At 36.2% G+C, this 18,275-nt stretch carries 16 protein-coding genes; 11 read left to right on the forward strand and 5 right to left on the reverse strand.

All coding sequences use genetic code 11. The annotated features are described in order from the left end of the window. The first annotated feature begins 252 nt into the window (after positions 1-252). Positions 253-2,784 carry a DUF5686 family protein gene (locus KYG33_RS13925; protein WP_232539025.1) on the forward strand — a complete coding sequence of 844 codons (2,532 nt, stop codon included), beginning with the start codon at positions 253-255 and terminating at the stop codon, positions 2,782-2,784. Between the two features lie 77 nt (positions 2,785-2,861). On the opposite strand, the gene KYG33_RS13930 is transcribed toward KYG33_RS13925, so the two are convergent. The 4 genes from KYG33_RS13930 to rplU form a co-directional block, all read right to left on the reverse strand. Further along, positions 2,862-3,029 carry a bacteriocin-like protein gene (locus tag KYG33_RS13930; protein ID WP_175627300.1) on the reverse strand — a complete coding sequence of 56 codons (168 nt, stop codon included), beginning with the start codon at positions 3,027-3,029 and terminating at the stop codon, positions 2,862-2,864. A gap of 195 nt (positions 3,030-3,224) precedes the next feature. Then, positions 3,225-3,392 carry a bacteriocin-like protein gene (locus KYG33_RS13935; RefSeq protein WP_219071932.1) on the reverse strand — a complete coding sequence of 56 codons (168 nt, stop codon included), beginning with the start codon at positions 3,390-3,392 and terminating at the stop codon, positions 3,225-3,227. 190 nt (positions 3,393-3,582) lie between these two features. After that, positions 3,583-3,840 (reverse strand): 50S ribosomal protein L27, encoded by a 258-nt coding sequence (gene rpmA / locus KYG33_RS13940; protein WP_027372929.1) that lies wholly within the window; start codon positions 3,838-3,840, stop codon positions 3,583-3,585. A gap of 12 nt (positions 3,841-3,852) precedes the next feature. Further along, complete coding sequence (rplU, locus tag KYG33_RS13945; protein ID WP_077419399.1) at positions 3,853-4,431, reverse strand: 50S ribosomal protein L21; 579 nt, start codon at positions 4,429-4,431, stop codon at positions 3,853-3,855. 184 nt (positions 4,432-4,615) lie between these two features. On the opposite strand from rplU, the gene KYG33_RS13950 reads away from it, so the two are divergent. The 8 genes from KYG33_RS13950 (at position 4,616) to KYG33_RS13985 (ending at position 14,658) form a co-directional block, all read left to right on the forward strand. Beyond that, the gene (locus KYG33_RS13950) at positions 4,616-5,503 is read left to right on the forward strand and encodes a metalloprotease (RefSeq protein WP_219071933.1); all 888 of its coding nucleotides are present in this window, start codon (positions 4,616-4,618) and stop codon (positions 5,501-5,503) included. Positions 5,504-5,646: 143 nt separating this feature from the next. Further along, positions 5,647-6,735 carry an acyltransferase family protein gene (locus KYG33_RS13955; protein WP_077419397.1) on the forward strand — a complete coding sequence of 363 codons (1,089 nt, stop codon included), beginning with the start codon at positions 5,647-5,649 and terminating at the stop codon, positions 6,733-6,735. Positions 6,736-6,809: 74 nt separating this feature from the next. After that, complete coding sequence (locus KYG33_RS13960; RefSeq protein WP_077419396.1) at positions 6,810-7,388, forward strand: tRNA-(ms[2]io[6]A)-hydroxylase; 579 nt, start codon at positions 6,810-6,812, stop codon at positions 7,386-7,388. 24 nt (positions 7,389-7,412) lie between these two features. Continuing rightward, entirely contained in the window at positions 7,413-8,030 is a 618-nt protein-coding gene (locus tag KYG33_RS13965) for a DUF502 domain-containing protein (protein WP_047377240.1), read from the forward strand. A gap of 92 nt (positions 8,031-8,122) precedes the next feature. Then, complete coding sequence (locus KYG33_RS13970) at positions 8,123-9,499, forward strand: tryptophanase (RefSeq protein ID WP_047377239.1); 1,377 nt, start codon at positions 8,123-8,125, stop codon at positions 9,497-9,499. Between the two features lie 333 nt (positions 9,500-9,832). After that, entirely contained in the window at positions 9,833-10,909 is a 1,077-nt protein-coding gene (locus KYG33_RS13975; RefSeq protein ID WP_219071934.1) for an FAD-dependent monooxygenase, read from the forward strand. Between the two features lie 2 nt (positions 10,910-10,911). Beyond that, on the forward strand, positions 10,912-12,069 hold the full coding sequence (locus KYG33_RS13980; protein ID WP_077419394.1) for a pyridoxal phosphate-dependent aminotransferase: 1,158 nt from the start codon (positions 10,912-10,914) through the stop codon (positions 12,067-12,069). Positions 12,070-12,231: 162 nt separating this feature from the next. Then, complete coding sequence (locus KYG33_RS13985; RefSeq protein ID WP_219071935.1) at positions 12,232-14,658, forward strand: TonB-dependent receptor plug domain-containing protein; 2,427 nt, start codon at positions 12,232-12,234, stop codon at positions 14,656-14,658. Between the two features lie 42 nt (positions 14,659-14,700). Here KYG33_RS13985 and KYG33_RS13990 read toward each other — a convergent pair whose 3' ends face one another. Beyond that, positions 14,701-15,918: a PQQ-dependent sugar dehydrogenase gene (locus KYG33_RS13990; RefSeq protein ID WP_219071936.1), complete on the reverse strand. Its 1,218-nt coding sequence runs from the start codon at positions 15,916-15,918 to the stop codon at positions 14,701-14,703. Between the two features lie 105 nt (positions 15,919-16,023). Between KYG33_RS13990 and KYG33_RS13995 the strand changes: the two genes are divergently transcribed. Together KYG33_RS13995 and KYG33_RS14000 are read left to right on the forward strand one after the other, a co-directional pair. Beyond that, on the forward strand, positions 16,024-16,395 hold the full coding sequence (locus KYG33_RS13995; protein WP_077419391.1) for a BlaI/MecI/CopY family transcriptional regulator: 372 nt from the start codon (positions 16,024-16,026) through the stop codon (positions 16,393-16,395). Positions 16,396-16,397: 2 nt separating this feature from the next. Beyond that, entirely contained in the window at positions 16,398-18,167 is a 1,770-nt protein-coding gene (locus KYG33_RS14000; protein WP_219071937.1) for a M56 family metallopeptidase, read from the forward strand. The last annotated feature ends 108 nt before the right edge of the window (positions 18,168-18,275 follow it).

Raw genomic sequence — 18,275 nt, forward strand, 5'->3', positions numbered from 1 at the left:
GTCTTTTTTTTGTTTATAATTTTAGCGCAGCAGCAAACAGCATCCCGTTAACACAGTATCTCCCTTACTCTATTAATACCCTGATTATTATCCTTTAAGCATTAAAATTTCTCATTTAATTTTAATAATCACATATATAATTTTTCCTACATTTGCCGTTTTATAGGGTATACTAAAAATATTTTATTTTTTTACCTATTTTTTTTAATAAACTGCATACTTTTTGTTTATGCTAATTGCCTGAAGAAACGAATGATGTTAAACAATAACTCCCAAAAACACTATCTTTTATTTTTTTTCCTGATTCTCTCCAGTTCCGTATGTGCTCAAAACCGAGCCAGTGGCAAGATAGTTGACGAAAAAAGCAATAAAGAACTCAATAAAGTTGATATTTTTATCAACAATGATAAGACTCCATCCCTGACGACAACTTCAGGCAGTTTCACTATTCAGTCAGACAGTATTATCCATCAGTTAAAATTTTCCAGAAAAAGTTACACTACAGAAACACTTGACATTACCCCTGAAAATGCTGAAAATATTTTTGTGCAGCTTTCTCAGGCTAAAGTAAGTGATATTCAGGAGATCGTTCTTCAAAGTGGTAAGACTAAATACAAGAATAAAAAAGAAAACCCTGCTTACGCCATTATGCAAAAAGTTTGGGCACAAAAAAGAAACAATGGGTTAGAAAAGTTTGATACCTACTCGTATAAAGAATACGAAAAAACCCAATTTGACCTAAACAACCTGGACAGTGCTTTCATGAAGAAAAAGATTTTCAATAAACTGGATTTCATTTTCGATTATGCTGATTCCACTGCAAGCGGAAGACTTGGACTTCCTGTTTTCCTGAACGAAGCTGTTTATGAAAATTATGGTAAAAACAAACCAGACAAAGACAGCAAAAGAACATTGGTTGCTCAGAAAACTTCGGGATTCCAGGACAATCAGGTAATTACCGTTTCAGCTAAAAATTTATATCGTGATATTAATATCTACGACAATACCTTAAATTATTTTGATATCGGATTCCAAAGCCCTGTGGGAACAGATGGATTCAGTACCTACGACTACAGTCTTATGGATACCATTACTGTTCGTGGTGAGAAAGCCTTTCAGATCAGATATCAGCCTAAAAGAAAAGATATCCTCGCCTTTCAGGGAAATCTTTATATAGATACGGACACCTATGCCGTTTTAGGGGCAACATTAAAGTCAACCCAAAAAATCAATGTCAATTTCGTCAACAGTGTCTATACGCAGGTGGAGTATGACAATCCTGATGAAACGACTTTTCTTCCTAAAAAACTGGTTACAGAATTTGAAATGAGCCCTTTTTCAAAAAAGAAGGGATCGAAAAGTATTATAGCCAAAAGATCGGTAGATTATTCCGAATATGAGTTTAATAAACCTCTTGATCCGAAAGTATTCAAACGCACGGAAGAGGAATATGAAGATAAATTTACCAATAAAGATGATGCCTATTGGACCAAAGCCAGACCTGATACTTTATCTAAAGCAGAACAGGGTGTTTACAGTATGCTTGATCAGCTTCAGCAGACGCCAAAATTCAACCGAATGGTAAAACTGTTTGAAACCCTTGGCTCACGGTATTACAATGCCTTTAAAGGAATAGATATTGGTCCTATTTTCTCTATTTACGGAAGGAATGAAGTGGAAGGGGACAGAATAAGATTAGGAGCAAGAACTTATTTCGGATTGAATGATACCTGGAGGGCTCAGTTTTATACAGCCTATGGTTTCAAAGATCAGCAGTTTAAATATGGAGTGGAGGCAAGATATATGTTCAATAAGCTTAACCGATTTATGATTGGAGCAGGAACCAGCAGAGACATCGTTCAGCTTGGAGGCCAGCTTACATCCGGTGATGGTGTCACTCCACAATCTTCATCTTCCAGTACCTTTTTTGCTAGAGGAGAAAATATTTCTTTGAGTTCTGTAAACAAAACAAGTGTTTTTGCGGCTATTGAACCCTGGAAAAACTTTCAGATAAGAGTGGATGGAGTGATGCAGAGCATTAAATCCGCTATTCCGGAGAAATTCAACCTGATGTATTACAAAGATGGCCGACTAAGGCAAACAGTGAATGACTCACATGTTACCATCAGTTTAATTGCTAAACCGGGCGCTAAATTTTCTCAAACCGGAATTGACCGTTATCAGGCCAGAAACCTGGCACCAACCATTGTTTTAAGATACACCAGAGGTATTGAAGGTTTATTTAATGCCGACTTCAATTATGACAAGCTTCAGTTCATGCTTTATAAGCCGTTTTTGATTGGAAGCATGGGAAAACTGGTAGTAAATTTTGAGGCTGGAAAGAACTTCAGTACAGTTCCTTTAGCATTACAGAATATCATTCCGGCCAACCTTTCATATGGTTTGGTACCGAATACATTCTCTCAGCTTAACTATTATGAATTTGTGACTGATGCTTATACCACGCTTCAGCTGGAACATCATTTTAACGGTAAGATCCTTTCTTATATTCCTTTGATTAAAAAGCTAAAATTCAGGGAAGTAGCATTCATCAGAGGAGCCTACGGAACGCTAAGCGATGCTTCTAAGGCAATCAACGTAGAAGGTTTTAGATACTCAGCGCCAAGCGAACATATTTATTATGAATATGGATTTGGAATTGAAAATATAGGAATCGGAAACATTAGAATTTTCAGGGTAGATTTCAACTGGAGAGGAAATTATCTTGACAGGCCGGATATTTCAAAATTCGGTGTTAAAGCAGGATTCCAGGTAGGATTCTAAACAAAATACAATACAAAAACAGGTTCGGCGGCTTCTTTGAAGCCGCCGAACTTTTATTTTCTAACTCATATAAGATATTAAAAGCATTCGCAAGGTTCTTCTACATCAAGCAGACAGCGCATTTTCTGCTCCTTTGTCAGCCCACACCATGTACTACATGATGTAATAGGTTTTGGCGGGCACCATACAGCACCTCCGTTAATACTCTTCAGATTTTTTTTCGTTAATCTCCTTAAATTTTTCATGATTATATTTAGTTTTATTTTGTTGCCTACTCTCTCTGCTTTTCGGCTTCCGCAACGATTTCTAGTTGATTATAAACAAATATATAATTATTTCACTATCATAGGATATTTTTTAAGTTTTTTTAACTCAATATAAAAGCTGAACCCTGTTTAAAGATTCAGTTCTAAAAAATCTCAAAGGGATCTCATTTAATATCATTCAAAACATTCTATACACGGCTGAGAAAGCATACAGTGTGATTTTTGCCATGGTGACCATCTGCACCATTCATCACAGGATTGAAACATAGAAGGGCAGACTGCCGCTACTCCTCCGGTTATTTCTTTTAAATTCTTTTTGCTTAATTTTTTTAGATTTTTCATAGATATATTGTTTTAATACGTGCCTACTCTTTATACTTTTCGGCTCTCGCAACTGACTCATAATTGGGCAGTTAACAAATATAAAAATATTTCACAAACAATAGAATATCCAGAAAAAAATATTACAGTAGAAATAACAAAAAAGCCCCAGCAAATGCTGAGGCTTTAATTTTTATAAAACGCTTAAAAATTATGCGTTTGGCTCTACAGATACAAAAGATCTGTTGTTTGCTTTCTTTCTGAAAACTACTTTACCATCTACTAATGCAAACAAAGTGTGATCTTTACCGATTCCCACGTTATCACCTGGGTGGTGCTGAGTACCTCTTTGTCTAACAATAATATTTCCGGCAATAGCTGCTTGTCCTCCGAAAATCTTCACACCTAATCTTTTAGAGTGAGACTCTCTACCGTTCTTGGAACTACCGACTCCTTTCTTGTGTGCCATTTTATTACTGGATTATTTATTAAGTGCTTTAAATTGATCGATATTCTTAATGATAGCAGCATCTACTTCTTCATGAGTAAGAATATTCTTTTCTAATTCAACTTTAACTGCTTTACCTAAAGTAATTAAAGTTTCTCTGTTCTCTTTAGACTGAGACAAGTTGTTTTTCTTCAAGTGATAGTTCAATTCATGATCTTCACCAAAGTTAACAGTTGCGTTGTCAGAAAGAACTTCACCTTTCACAGTTTCTTTTTTAGCAGCAGCTTTTTTAGCTCCACCTTCAAAACCAGTAATACCAGTGATTACGATTCTAGTTAAAGATTGTCTGTGACCGTTTTTCACTTTGTAACCTTTTCTTCTTTTCTTTTTGAAAACGATTACTTTATCAGCTTTTACGTGGTCAAGGATCTCTGCTTCTACAGTGATTCCATTTACAGCTGGGGCGCCTACAGTGATTGCTCCGTTTACAGTAAGAAGAACTTTATCGAAAGAAACTTTTCCTCCTTTATCTCCTTTTAAACGGTTTACAAACAACTTCTGGTCTTGCTCAACTTTGTATTGAAGCCCTGCTATTTCTACAATTGCAAACATTGTTTATAAATTTTTAGTTATTTCGAGGTGCAAATATACATATAATTTTCTAAATAGCTTACAATCAAAGTAATGTTTTTTTAATATAAATCCTATTCACTATGTTTTGAATAATTTTTTTTAATAAAGTACTCACACTTAAGAGATAATTTCATACCTTCGTTTTACCAAATTGAATTTATATATGAAAAGAAACTTTAATCTCTGCTTACTAGCAGGTGCCATTGCTGTCACTTCACTGACAGCATGTAGTGATGACCAAATGGACAGCAATGTTCAACCCCAGCAAGAAGCACTTAGTGCTAAAATTGATCAACCCGGAGATCTTGAAAAAATCTGCTCCTATGTAGACAACAACTGGAGCAACAATTCGGTTTTATTAACCGGTCTACAAAACTCCACAGATACCAATTTTATGAATAGTCAGATGACTAAAATCGCAAGTTTGTGGGGAAGAAGCAATCCTACACTGAGATTTGTGAATGATGCATCCAATTTCAATTCAACGTACAATGCAATTTCCTATTCTACCGGAAAGATCTATTATGGATATGCCATCTATTATGATGCAAAAGCAAAAGGCGGAGATATTGTGAATGCGATGATTCTTGCACATGAATACGGGCATCAGCTGCAATATATATTTGGGCTTCCTTCTGTAAATGAAAATACAGCCAGACCTAATGAGCTTGAAGCTGATGGCTTTGCAGGATACTACCTGAGAAGACCTAATGGTTATAATAAAACCAGCTTTCCTGAAATTGCAGCAGCTTACGAGTTTGCACAAAGCATCGGAGATTATCAGACCACCAGTCCGGGACACCACGGAACTCCTGCTCAAAGAAGATCAGCAGTACGTTTAGGATTCCTTTTAGGACAATATGATCTTAATGCATCAAATTTCGATTATAACTTCTTCTATTATTATCAGGGAGTATTAAACGGAACTTATAAGATGGCTAAGAATACAGTAAATCCTGAAATTGACGCATATATGAGTCAATATACTGATGAGCTGAGAAAAATTCAGTCCGGAGAAATTTCCGCAGAAGAGTTTAAACATCTTCAATAAACGAGAACATTCATTTTTAGCATATTTAAGAAAGGAGGCGGACAGTATGTTCCGCCCCTTTTTTGTTTTTAAAATCTTTTATGTTCTATAAAATCAATTTGTTTGTATTTTTGAAAAAATAAAAATCTTCCAAGCAATTTATAATGAACAGAGATCTCTATATTGATTTCGCCAAAGGACTGGCAACACTTTCTATCATCTTTATCCATACCGCTTTCTGGTCTGGACAGTTTTATATTCCCGCAGAAGTAAGAGTCTTCTCGCTTGTTTTTGACGTTGCTCTTTTTTATGCCCTGAGTGGAATCACTTCCGGAGCCAATATTGAAAAAACATTGTACCGGCTATTGAAACTGCAGATTACCTATATGATATTTGTGACTTTCCTGTTCTTTTTAGATTACTTCTTTAAAGTTTTTGGACTGAGCTTCTTTTCCATGGAATGGCTTCAAAACTTTTATTCCACATTTGGATCTAAATACTCGGCCACCAGTATTTCAGCAACCCCTCAATGGGAAAATCTGGGCAACTGGTATCTTCATCAATATACCAATGCTGACACTTTTCCTGTAGTGATGGGAAGCTTCTGGTATCTTAAAGTTTATTATGTTCTCACTGTTTTTGGTGTCCTTATCTTAAGGTTCTTCCCGAAACATATCAATTGGTTCATTGGGCTTTGTATGGGTCTGACTTTATTATTCAATCTTTTCCCGGAATATTATCCAACAGGACAGGTGGGGTATGTAGCTTTTTATCTTGCTGTATTTTTAATTGGTCACAGGATGCGAGGAAAAAAGATTCCTGCCAAAGCAATTCCTATACTATATGCATGTGTTGGGGCAGCTCTTATATGGATGTTCTGGTACTATGGGGGAGAAATTTTCTATAAAATCAACAAAAACAAATTCCCACCAAAAATACCTTATATCATCTGGACATTATTCTCACTCGTAACATTATTTGTCCTTTATAACCGATTAAAGATCACAAAAGAAAATTTTATCACCCACATCGGGAAGAATGCTATTTTTTTCTACTTTGCACAGGGCATCAGTTCTTCATTGGTGTATTTTCTGGTCGTTCCGTTAAAAGAAAATATGTCATGGTGGATTTTAATGATCATTATTTATGGGATCAATATCGTTTTAGCTTTTGTTATCTCTGCAGGATTAAAAAAAGTAGATATCTGGGGTTGGAATATTTTGGAATTCCTAAGAAGAAAGACCGCCTCTTAAGACTTTAATGATCAAATTGAAATAAAGTCACATTTCTTACCTCAATTTGTTTAAATTTACAGAAATTTTACAACATGTTTAAGTTGAAACTCCCTACCGATCCAAGGTGGGCAAATATTGCAGAAGGAAACATCGGAGAAATTTTAACAGATCATGCCTGGTGTGAGCAAAAAGCAGCTACTAATGCCATAGGCCTGATTACAATGCTTCCGGAATATCCTGAGATTGTAACAGAACTTCTTGCCATTGCACAGGAAGAACTGGATCATTTCAATCAGGTTCATGAGATCATTAAGAAAAGAGGATATACCTTTGGAAGAGCAAGAAAAGATGATTACGTGAATGAACTGGCGAAATTTATCGTTCAGGGAACAAGAGACAACCTCATCGTAGACAAAATGCTTTTTGCTGCTATGATTGAAGCCAGAAGCTGCGAAAGATTTAAGGTTCTTACCGAAAACATCAAAGACGAAGAACTTAAAGTTTTTTACAAAGAACTTATGATTTCTGAAGCTAATCATTATACTACATTCATTGGATTTGCAAGACAGCTTGGAGATCCGGAGAAAGTAAACAAACGTTGGGAAGAATGGCTGGAATATGAAGCTAACATTATTAAATCCTACGGAAACAAAGAAACTATTCACGGTTAAAATAGAAACAGTAAAGAATACACATTGAAGAAGCCAAGCTTTGAAAATATTGCCAATCTATTTCTGAAAAACTTTTTTCAGGGACTCGTTATCATTGGCCCTATCGGGCTTACCATTTTTGTAATCTGGTATATTGTAAGCGCCATTGACAATCTTGTTCCTTCGCTGGCCAAGCAGATTCCAGGGCTTGTATTCGTATCCATTATTCTGTTTACAGCTATTTTAGGATATCTGGGAAATAAATTCGTGGTCGGAAGATTCTTTTTCGATACTATGGACAGTTTACTGGAGAAAACTCCGGGAGTAAAACATATTTACACTCCCACAAAAGACGTGATGTCTTCATTTGTAGGTGATAAGAAAAAATTCAACGATCCTGTATGGGTAAAAACCAATGAAAATCCGGAGATCTGGAGAATTGGTTTTTTAACTCAAAAAGAAATGTCGGACGTTGACAAGCATAATTACGTTGCGGTATATCTTCCCCACTCGTACGCCATCTCGGGCTGGGTAATTGTTACTGAAGAAAAAAACATCAAACCTGTAGTGGGAATGACAGCAGCTTCTGCAATGAAGTTTGCAGTGAGCGGCGGTGTAGCCGGATTCCATTCTGATGAAAACATATTTAAAGCTCCGGAATAATACTTCCCAAGCCTTATTTATACATTGATGAATTTTGAAAATTATTTTCAAACACATTTTCTTTACAAACAATTTAAAACATAATTTAACTCATGAATTTACCGTACGCGGAACCTTTCCGCATTAAAATGGTGGAAGAAATCTATCAATCCACCAGAGAAGAAAGAGAGCAATGGCTTAAAGAAGCTAATTATAACCTTTTCAATTTAAGATCTTCACATGTTTATATTGACCTGCTTACCGATTCAGGAACCGGAGCAATGTCTGATAAACAATGGTCTGCTTTGATGACCGGAGATGAAAGCTACGCAGGATCCCGTTCTTTTGAACAATTACAGAAAACTGTTGAAAAAATTACAGGATTCAAATATTTATTACCTACACACCAGGGAAGAGCTGCTGAAAACGTTCTTTTTTCAGTATTGGTAAAAGAAGGAGATGTAGTTCCGGGAAACTCACATTTTGATACCACAAAAGGACATATCGAGATCAGAAAAGCACATGCCATCGACTGTACAATTGATGAAGCTTTTGACATTAATGACCTTCACCCCTTCAAAGGAAATATCAACCTTGAAAAACTGGAAGAAGTTTATAAAAGCCACCCTAAAGAAAACATCCCTTTCTGCTTAATTACCATTACGTGTAACTCTTCAGGAGGGCAGCCCGTATCATTAGAAAACATGAAGGCTGTAAAAGCACTTTCTGACCAATATGGAATCCCCGTATTCTTTGATTCAGCGAGATTTGCTGAGAATGCTTACTTCATCAAAAAAAGAGAAGCAGGACAGGAAAACAGAAGCATCAAAGAAATCTGCAAGGAAATTTTCTCTTACGGAGACGGGATGACAATGAGTTCTAAAAAAGACGGTTTAGTAAATATCGGAGGATTTATTGCTTTGAATAATGAAGAGGTTTTCAGAAAAGCTTCCAACTTTACAATTATTTACGAAGGCTTTATTACTTACGGTGGAATGGCCGGAAGAGATATGGCAGCATTAGCTGTAGGTCTTGATGAAGCTACTGAGTTTGCTTATCTTGAAAGCAGAATTTCTCAGGTTGAATATTTAGGCAATAAGCTGATTGAATATGGAATCCCGGTTCAGAAACCAATCGGAGGACATGCTGTATTCATTGATTCTCTAAACTTCCTTCCCAATGTTTCCCGTGAAGAATATCCGGCACAGACATTAGGTCTTGAAATTTATAAAGAAGCAGGGATCAGAACCGTAGAAATAGGAACACTACTGGCAGACAGAGATCCTGCAACAAGAGAAAACCGTTATCCGAAATTAGAATTGGTACGTCTGGCAATTCCTAGAAGAACCTATACCAATAACCATATGGATTATATTGCTGCCGCTATCAAGAACGTTTATGAAAGACGTGAAGAAATAGCAAAAGGGTACAAGATCACCTGGGAGCCGGAAATCTTAAGACACTTTACTGTTCAGCTTGAAAAAGCTTAATCATAAAACCGGAATTTTTTCCGGTTTTTTTATGCTTTAAAGTTCAAAATCCTCCAACACTAAGACAATATTGTTTTTTATATTCCAAAACACACACTAATAACAAATTCAAAATCAAGCAGATACTGCATTTTAAAAATAAATATAAATCAAGCATATTTCTTTATTACATATAACATATTATTCTTTTCATTCTATTTTTAAGAAAACGAAATCAAATTAATCCATTTTTTGAAATAGTGAATGTTTTTAATTTTAATTTTGTATCCATCTGATGAAACAGATGTAAAAATACTTGAGAACCAACCTGAAAAATCCGTTATTCCGAAAAAAATGAAGAAAATTGCTGTCGTGGGTGCCGGTATTTCCGGTTTAAGCATGGCGAATTACTTAGAAAAGCACAAGATTGATTACCACATTTACGAAAGAAGAAAAAAGAAAGATCTGGCAGGTCATGGCTTTCTCATTCCACAGGAAGGGATGGAATACCTTTATCAGATTCTCGATCCTGGTCTTCTTCTTCAGCATGGAAATTTTCTAAAAAAATACATACAGTACTCCCATACAGGAAAGATGCTGGCAGAAAAGGAGCTGAACAATGTCTTCGCCATTTCAAGACATTCATTAATTGATCTGCTGGTACAAAACATCTCCCCAGAAAAAATAACCTATGAACAAACGATCACCCCGGATGATAGACGCAATGGAAAATTGAAACTTTCGGATGGCACTGATATTGACGCGGATGTTGCTATTGTTTCTGATGGCTCAAAAAGCCGCATCAGAAGAAGTCTCTTCAAAAGTGAAACACTGAAAGCGGTAAGAGAAAGTGAAGTAGTCAATATTATTCAGGATAAGGAAATTGCGGATTCTATTGAAAATGACTTTATAAAATTCCATCATGAAGAAGGAGGCCTTACATTTGGAATCCTTAAACTTTCTACTGATACTATTCTTTGGTATTCACAGTTTGATAATGAGAAATACACGATCAATGAGTGTTCACCAGAGAATCTAAGGAAATATATGCTTGAAGTTTTTCAAAACTGGCATCCTTTAGTCCCGTCAATTATACAGAAATCAGACTATAAAAACGTACATTTATGGTGTGTGTATGAGTTGGAAAAGCTCAATCCGTTTTATAAAGATAATATTGTATTCATAGGAGATGCAGCCCATCCGCTGATTCCTTTTACAAGCCAGGGAGTAACCTCTGCACTAAAAGATTCTTTTACATTAACGAAACATTTAGTTGAAGATAAAAACATAAAGAAAGCCTTCAGAAAATATGAAGAAAAAAGGAAGCCTGAAATTGAGGTTCATATCAACAACGGAAGAACATTGCTCAATCAGTTCCTCTTGCCACTCAGTCAACAATCAGAAAATATTTTACCCATATCTTATAAATAACTATGTTCAGCAATAATGATATCAATTTTGAAGCTTTGAAAAGAAAGGCTTATAACGGAAGATGGGCAACCCTGGAAGAAGGAATTATTCCCCTTACCGCTGCTGATCCGGACTTCAGGACAGCTCCTGAAATAGAACAGGGAATTATTGAATACCTAAAAGACGGCTATCTAAGCTACGGACCGTTTTCTGGTCTTCCGGAATTCAAAAAAAGTGTTGCAGACCATTTCAACAAAGAGAAACACGGAACTTTTTCTCCTGAAAATGTTCTGGCTGTCAACAGTGCTGCTCAGGGAATGTTCCTGATTGCTTCTTATGTTCTGAATCCGGGAGATGAAGCCATTATTCTGGATCCTGTAGATTTTCTTTTCAAAAAATCAGTAGAAACAGCAGGTGGAAAAGTGATGCTTTGTCCTGTAAATACAATAACCGGAGACATTGACTTTGAAAAACTGGTCTCTTTAATTGGTTCCAAAACCAAACTTATCAGCATTTGCAATCCACACAATCCCCTGGGAAGGGTTTATTCTAAAGAAGTCTTAATAAAAATAGCAGAGATCGCTTCAGCTCATGATCTTTGGGTGATGAGCGATGAAATCTGGAGTGATATTATTTATGACAACAAAGATTTTCATACCTATTCTTCTGTTTCTGAAAAAGCAAAGAGAAAAAGCTTTACCGTGTATGGGTTTTCAAAATCATTTGGAATAGCAGGATTGAGAATCGGGGCTGTCTTGTGTCATGATCAGGATATCCTTGAGGATTTTACAGAGAAATCCAATTTCAATTCAACGATAGAAGGTGTTTCTACTTTGTCACAGATTGCCGGAAGCGTAGCTTTGGAGAAAGCAAAACCTTGGTATGAGGAATTTTTAGCTCATTTACAGAGTAACAGGAATCTTGCGTTTACATTATTAAGCCGCTCAGAAATTCTAAACCCCAATCTCCCTGAGGCTACTTTCGTACTCTTTCCAAAGATTGAAAACGGAATGTCCAGTGATCAATTTGCCCAACATGTTTTAAAACAGGGGAAAGTTGCCATTGTTCCAGGATCAGAAAGATGGTTCGGAAAAGGAGCGGAAGGACATATCAGAATTTGCTTTTCCACCTCACAGGAAATTTTAGAAGAAGGAATTAACAGAATCATTACCAGCTTTTAACATTAAAATTTTTCATTAAATTCAAATAATAAGTTATTATTTTTCTTAAATTAACGCTAATCTCTATTAAATTAAGATATCCATACTAAATATTTAATTTTAGTATGGATTTAAAAATAAATATTGATAATTTTGATTAAATCACCACTCAAAATTATCTATATGAAAATAAAATACATCAGCATTATTTTTCTTGGAGTTTCCACCCTATCCTATGCCCAGCAAATAAAGGATACCCTGAAAGAATCTAAGATAGACGAAGTCGCTATTACCGGAAGCCGGAATAAAAAAAGAACTGTAGTAAATACACCCGTTCCTATTGATATCATCGACATCAAACAGGTAAGCCAGTCAACTGGGCAAGTAGAAATCAACCAGCTTTTACAGTTCTCTGCACCTTCTTTCAATTCCAACAAACAATCAGGGTCTGATGGAGCTGATGCAGTAGATCCTGCCACTTTAAGAGGCTTAGGCCCAGATCAAACCCTACTCTTGTTAAATGGAAAAAGATATCACCAGTCTTCACTGATCAATCTTTTCGGAACTAAAGGAAGAGGAAATACGGGATACGATATGAATACCATTCCCATTGGTTCCATAAAAAGAGTGGAGGTCCTTCGTGACGGAGCTTCAGCTCAATATGGCTCAGATGCTATCGCAGGGGTAATCAATGTTATTTTGAATGATCGTGATAAAGGTTTTGAGGGAAATCTATTCACAGGAATGAACCTTTTTAAAAGTCCCGGAAATAATGATGTCGTTTCTGATCATAAAATAGACGGAACAACCGTTGATTTCAGTGGAAATTTAGGAACTAAAATAGGTTCAAAAGGAGGTTTTGGAAACTTTACAGTAGAGTTTATGAACAAAGATTATGCGATACGAAATGCAAATCCTGATGTGTATACTGCACCAAGGCAGCGTTTCGGGGATGCAAAAGCTCAAAACATTTACTTTTTCGGAAATATTGAGCTTCCTTTATCTGATGGTCTGAAATTCTATTCCCGTCAGGGCTTTTCCCATAGAAATACCAAAGCTTACGCATGGACCAGATCAGCAGATGCAGACGGAAATATTCCCGAAGTTTACCCTACAGGATTTAATCCGATTGAAAATACAAGTATTACAGATTTTACGTTTGATAACGGTCTGAAATTTAAGGTTGCTGACTGGGACGTAGATTTTTATAATGCTTTTGGCAACAACAGATTTACCTATCAGATTGACAATACGATTAATGCTACTCTGGGCATCAAATCACCTACAAGTTTTAATGCCGGAGGACATTCATTATTACAGAATACAACCGGCTTTAATGCAGTGAAACAGTTCAAAGTGCTGGAAGGGCTAAACGTTGCTTTCGGGTCGGAATTCAGGTATGAGAAATTTGATATCATCAAAGGAGAAGAAGCTTCTTATGCCATGTATGATGTCAATGGAAATCCTGTGACCGCCAGTACTCCTCCAAACCTTCTTGTTACCAACCCTTTAAGCGGTAATGTAAGACCAGGCGGTTCTCAGGGATTCCCGGGATATTCAACAGATATTGGCAAAAGCAGAAATAACTTTGCCGCCTATGTAGACACCGAGTTGGATGTTACAAAAAACTGGATGATAAGTGTTGCCGGAAGATTTGAAAATTATAATGATTTCGGAAGTACCCTGAATGGAAAATTTGCGACAAGATATGCGATCACACCGCAGTTCGCTTTTCGTGGTTCCGTTTCCACCGGGTTCAGGGCACCTTCTCTGGCTCAGAAATACTACAGCCAGCAGTTTACCAATTTTCAGGGTGGGCAGTTGGTTACTATTCAGCTAGCTTCTAACGATAGTAAAATTGCAAGCAGTCTTGGAATTCCTCAATTGAAGCAGGAAACCTCTGTGAACGGAAGTGCCGGATTTACTTTCAATACAGGAAAATTCACAGCGACAGTGGATGGATATTATATTCAGGTAAAAAACAGAATCGTTCTTACCGGATATTTCGCACAGGCAGACTTGCCTGCAGATGTTCAGGCAGATAATCCATTTATTGATCAGGTACAGTTCTTTTCCAATGCAATAGATACCCGCACAAAAGGGGTTGACCTTATTTTAAGTTATACTGAAAATCTTGGTTCCGGGAAACTGACTGCTACCTTAGCCGGAAACTATAATGATATGGAAATTACCAAAGTGAATACTTCAGAACAGCTGGCAGGAAAAGAAGATATTTACCTGAGTAAGAGAGAAAAAGCTTTTATCCTTGCTTCTGCTCCAAAAACAAAAGTTAATTTAAACCTCAATTATAAGATCAACAAATTCAATGCGAATCTGCAGTTGGTAAGATTTGACAAAGCAACACTAATTGGTTATGATGGTACAGAACAACTATATAATCCCAAAGTAACTACCGATCTTTCTTTTGGTTATGAATTTTGTAAGAATCTGAACCTAACTCTAGGTAGTAAAAATCTATTCAACAGATATCCTACGCTGCAAACCACTCATGTAAGCGAGGGAAATACAGAAGGCGGAGGTATTTTTGACCCTGTTCAGATGGGATTTTCCGGAAGACAGGTTTTTGCCAGACTTAACTTTAAGTTTTAACTGAAAATAAAAACTCCTGAAAATTTTCAGGAGTTTTTTTATTTATTTTTTTGAAATCTTATACAATTTACCACTGTCGGTTACCGCATAAAGATTTCCGTCCATTCCATTCAATACATCCCGGAAACGTTCTTTCTGATCTGCAAGAAGACGTTCTTCACCCACTACTTTATTATCTTTCATTACAATTCTGTCAATATGCTCACCACTTAAACATCCGATAATCAGGTTTCCTTTCCATTCCTCGATATTTCCTGTATAAAAAGTAATTCCGCTTGGTGAAATCACAGGATCCCAGTAATAGACGGGCTGCTCAGTACCTTCTCTTTGAGTGATTCCCTGTCCTACTTTGTCTCCTGAATACTCAATTCCATACGTCACATCTCCCCATCCGTAATTTTTTCCGGGTTGAATCAGGTTGATCTCATCTCCGCCTCTCGGCCCCATCTCCACATCCCAAAGATTTCCATTAGGATCAATGGCCATTCCCTGCGGATTACGTACACCATAAGCATAAATTTCAGGTTTATAGCCAGATTTTCCGATAAAAGGATTTCCCGGAGCCGGTTTTCCGTCTTTTGTGATTTTTAGAATTTTCCCAAGATAATTATCCGTTTTCTGAGCATACACACGGGTTACTTTATCTGATCTTTCTCCGGTACTGACAAATAAGTTTCCATCTTTATCAAAAGCCAAACGGCTTCCATAGTGTTTATCTCCGTCATAAGAAGGTTCCGCACGGAAAATAACTTTTACTTCTGAGATATTTTTGAGATCTGCAGACAGCTTACCTTTCGCTACAGAAGTTAAATTTCCTTTTCCAAACGGTTCCGAAAAACTGAAATAAATAATACTGTTGGTAGTAAAATCAGGATCAAGAGCTACATCAAGCATTCCACCCTGCCCTTTTGAATCTACTTTTGGAAAGCCTTCTATTTTTGATACCTGCTTTCCATCTGTTGAAACAACATTCATGTAACCTTTTTTGTCTGTGATCAGAAATTTTCCGTCAGGTAAATTGATAATCCCCCACGGTCTTCCCAAATCTTTATTCAATACCTCTACATTATAGGCCGTTGTGCTCTTTACTGCCTTGATTCTTGTCTGCCCTTTAAATGCCGGTTTGTAGTCAGAATTAGGCTTCTCTGTTTCTACACTTCCATCATTTCCGGTTTTCTGAGCAATCGCATGATTTTCTTTGCATGAAGAAAAAATAAGAAAAAAACTCAGTGCCGGGATATAAAATTGATTGATTTTCATAATATTATGATTGGTGATTGTACAATGAATGGAAAAATAATGCCATAAAGTTTGTGTGTTTCATTTTTTATTCTACATTTGTAGAACAAATTATAACATTGTAGAATGAAAGAGATTAAATTAACAGATTCTGAAAAAATTCTCATGGACATCCTTTGGGAGAAGAAAAAGATTTTCATGAAGGATATTCTGGAAGCCTACCCAGACCCTAAGCCTGCTGCAACTACTATTGCAACCTTGCTTAAAAGAATGCAGAACAAAGAACTTGTAGGCTATAAAGTGTATGGAAATTCCCGTGAATACTATCCGAAAATAGAAAAAGGGGAATATTTCAAGGAGGAAATGTCATCCATGATTGATCGTTTTTTCAACAGCTCGGTAACACAGTTTGCATCCTTTTTTACATCGAATGCCAAGCTCAGCCAAAAGCAGCTGAAAGAACTCCGCGATATTATAGATGAACAGATAAAAGAATAGATATGACAGCTATTATTCTGAAAATAGTTCTGTGTTCTTCTATTTTCATTGCCGTTTATTATCTCTTCCTGGAAAAAGAAAGAATGTACAGATTCAACAGATGGTATTTGCTAAGTGCTATACTCCTTTCTTATATAATTCCATTGATCAACATTACCATACAAAGACCTGAAGCAGAGACTAAACCACAAATGATCATTGAAGAAACAGCTCAGCAAATGGTCTTTATTCAGCCGGAACTGGAAAGTTTCAACTGGATGAATATTATATGGGCTATTTATGCTGTAATCACACTTTTTCTACTGATAAAAAGCCTTTTCGCTCTTTTAGCTGTCAGAAGAATTCAGGGAGAAAAACAAATTTATGAGGATTACAATATCCTATTAACGAGTGAAAGCCTTTCTCCTTTCAGCTTTTGGAATACAATATATATGGGGAAAAGTTATATGGAAAATAATGTCATTGACCAAAGGATTTTCCTGCACGAAAAGGCTCATATTGACCAGAAACACAGCATAGATCTAGTAATATTGAATCTTTTAAAGATTTTTACATGGTTCAATCCTGTTCTTTTCTTATACAAAAAAGCAGTGATCACGAATCACGAATTTTTAGCAGATGAAGCGGTTCTGAAAAAGAATTATAATATTAAGGAATACCAAAACCTTATTCTTGAAGAGATTCTTAGCCGCCAAAATCCTCCTCTTACTCATTCATTTAATTTTAATAACACCAAAAAAAGATTTATTATGATGAAAACAAAAAAATCGAAATTCAGTCTGTTAAAGAAAACAGCTGGAATCACAACATTGATCGTCGCTGCAGTATTACTTTCTGAAAGAACTTATGCAGGCAATCCAGCGAATGTTCAGATGCCTGAAAAAATAGCAGAAACTTCTGTTCAGGCTAATAGCCAGAATTCTTACCAGGAATTTAAGGACATATTAGCTAAGTATGCAGATTTGCTGAATCATGGGAAATATGCTGAGTTTTCAAAAAACGTTACTGAAAGTGATAAAAAAAGGCTGGCAGAACTCTATCCTTTACTTAATGAAAATCAGAAGAATGAACAGAAAATCACATTCTTTGCGCTGCCTGAATTGAAAAAAAGAATTCCAACAGAGAATGAGCTGAAATCATTCTTAAATAAAAATGAGTATGCAGTCTGGATTGATTCAAAAAAAATTGAAAACAGCGTTTTGAAAAACTATAAAAAAACAGATTTTTCAAATGTTTCTATCAGCAAAATTTATCCGAATGCAAAAACAGCAAAAAATCCTCAGCCTTATCAGGTTAGCTTAATGACTCATCCCTATTTTGCAAAAACTAAAGAAGAGGGAAAATCTTCAATGATGATGGGCTTTAAAAGACAAGAGCTAAAAAAAACTCAGGATACTATAACGCCACGAGAAAACAATATAATGAGCAGCGAAGGTAAAAACACAAACTTACAGGAAGACAAAACCTTTGTGAGTGCTGAATATCCAAATGGGATGAAAGACCTTAGAACAAAAATAGGAAAAATCATGGATCTCAATACTCTGAACTCAGTAAACGGAACAATAAAAGCATTTGCGTATGTTCATATAGACGAAACAGGGAAAACAACCAATGTGACAGCCTCCGGTGACAACGATGTTTTCAATAAGGAATTCCTTAGAACGATGACTGCAATAAGCAGCGAAACAGTCTGGAAACCCGCTACAAAAGATGGCAAAGCCATCGCTTCGGTATTAAAAATCCCCGCAACAATGACTTTTACCAAACCTTAATAATAAAAAGCGCTAATTTTTAGCGCTTTTTATTATTTCAATTATTCTTGTTGAGACTGTTAAAATTTTATTATCAAAATATTCATCTTCAAAACATTATCCTGTCTA

Origin of the sequence: Chryseobacterium sp. D764, assembly GCF_019317325.1 — a bacterium.
Taxonomy (GTDB): domain Bacteria; phylum Bacteroidota; class Bacteroidia; order Flavobacteriales; family Weeksellaceae; genus Chryseobacterium.

Bases quoted from the DNA above. Each gene is read 5' to 3' on its own strand.
- KYG33_RS14000 (WP_219071937.1), top strand. From the start codon at position 16,398: ATGACAGCTATTATTCTGAAAATAGTTCTGTGTTCTTCTATTTTCATT.
- KYG33_RS13935 (WP_219071932.1), bottom strand. From the start codon at position 3,392: ATGAAAAATCTAAAAAAATTAAGCAAAAAGAATTTAAAAGAAATAACC.
- KYG33_RS13930 (WP_175627300.1), bottom strand. From the start codon at position 3,029: ATGAAAAATTTAAGGAGATTAACGAAAAAAAATCTGAAGAGTATTAAC.
- KYG33_RS13955 (WP_077419397.1), top strand. From the start codon at position 5,647: ATGAACAGAGATCTCTATATTGATTTCGCCAAAGGACTGGCAACACTT.
- KYG33_RS13960 (WP_077419396.1), top strand. From the start codon at position 6,810: ATGTTTAAGTTGAAACTCCCTACCGATCCAAGGTGGGCAAATATTGCA.
- KYG33_RS13980 (WP_077419394.1), top strand. From the start codon at position 10,912: ATGTTCAGCAATAATGATATCAATTTTGAAGCTTTGAAAAGAAAGGCT.
- KYG33_RS13995 (WP_077419391.1), top strand. From the start codon at position 16,024: ATGAAAGAGATTAAATTAACAGATTCTGAAAAAATTCTCATGGACATC.
- rplU (WP_077419399.1), bottom strand. From the start codon at position 4,431: ATGTTTGCAATTGTAGAAATAGCAGGGCTTCAATACAAAGTTGAGCAA.
- KYG33_RS13975 (WP_219071934.1), top strand. From the start codon at position 9,833: ATGAAGAAAATTGCTGTCGTGGGTGCCGGTATTTCCGGTTTAAGCATG.
- KYG33_RS13925 (WP_232539025.1), top strand. From the start codon at position 253: ATGATGTTAAACAATAACTCCCAAAAACACTATCTTTTATTTTTTTTC.
- KYG33_RS13970 (WP_047377239.1), top strand. From the start codon at position 8,123: ATGAATTTACCGTACGCGGAACCTTTCCGCATTAAAATGGTGGAAGAA.
- rpmA (WP_027372929.1), bottom strand. From the start codon at position 3,840: ATGGCACACAAGAAAGGAGTCGGTAGTTCCAAGAACGGTAGAGAGTCT.
- KYG33_RS13990 (WP_219071936.1), bottom strand. From the start codon at position 15,918: ATGAAAATCAATCAATTTTATATCCCGGCACTGAGTTTTTTTCTTATT.
- KYG33_RS13950 (WP_219071933.1), top strand. From the start codon at position 4,616: ATGAAAAGAAACTTTAATCTCTGCTTACTAGCAGGTGCCATTGCTGTC.
- KYG33_RS13985 (WP_219071935.1), top strand. From the start codon at position 12,232: ATGAAAATAAAATACATCAGCATTATTTTTCTTGGAGTTTCCACCCTA.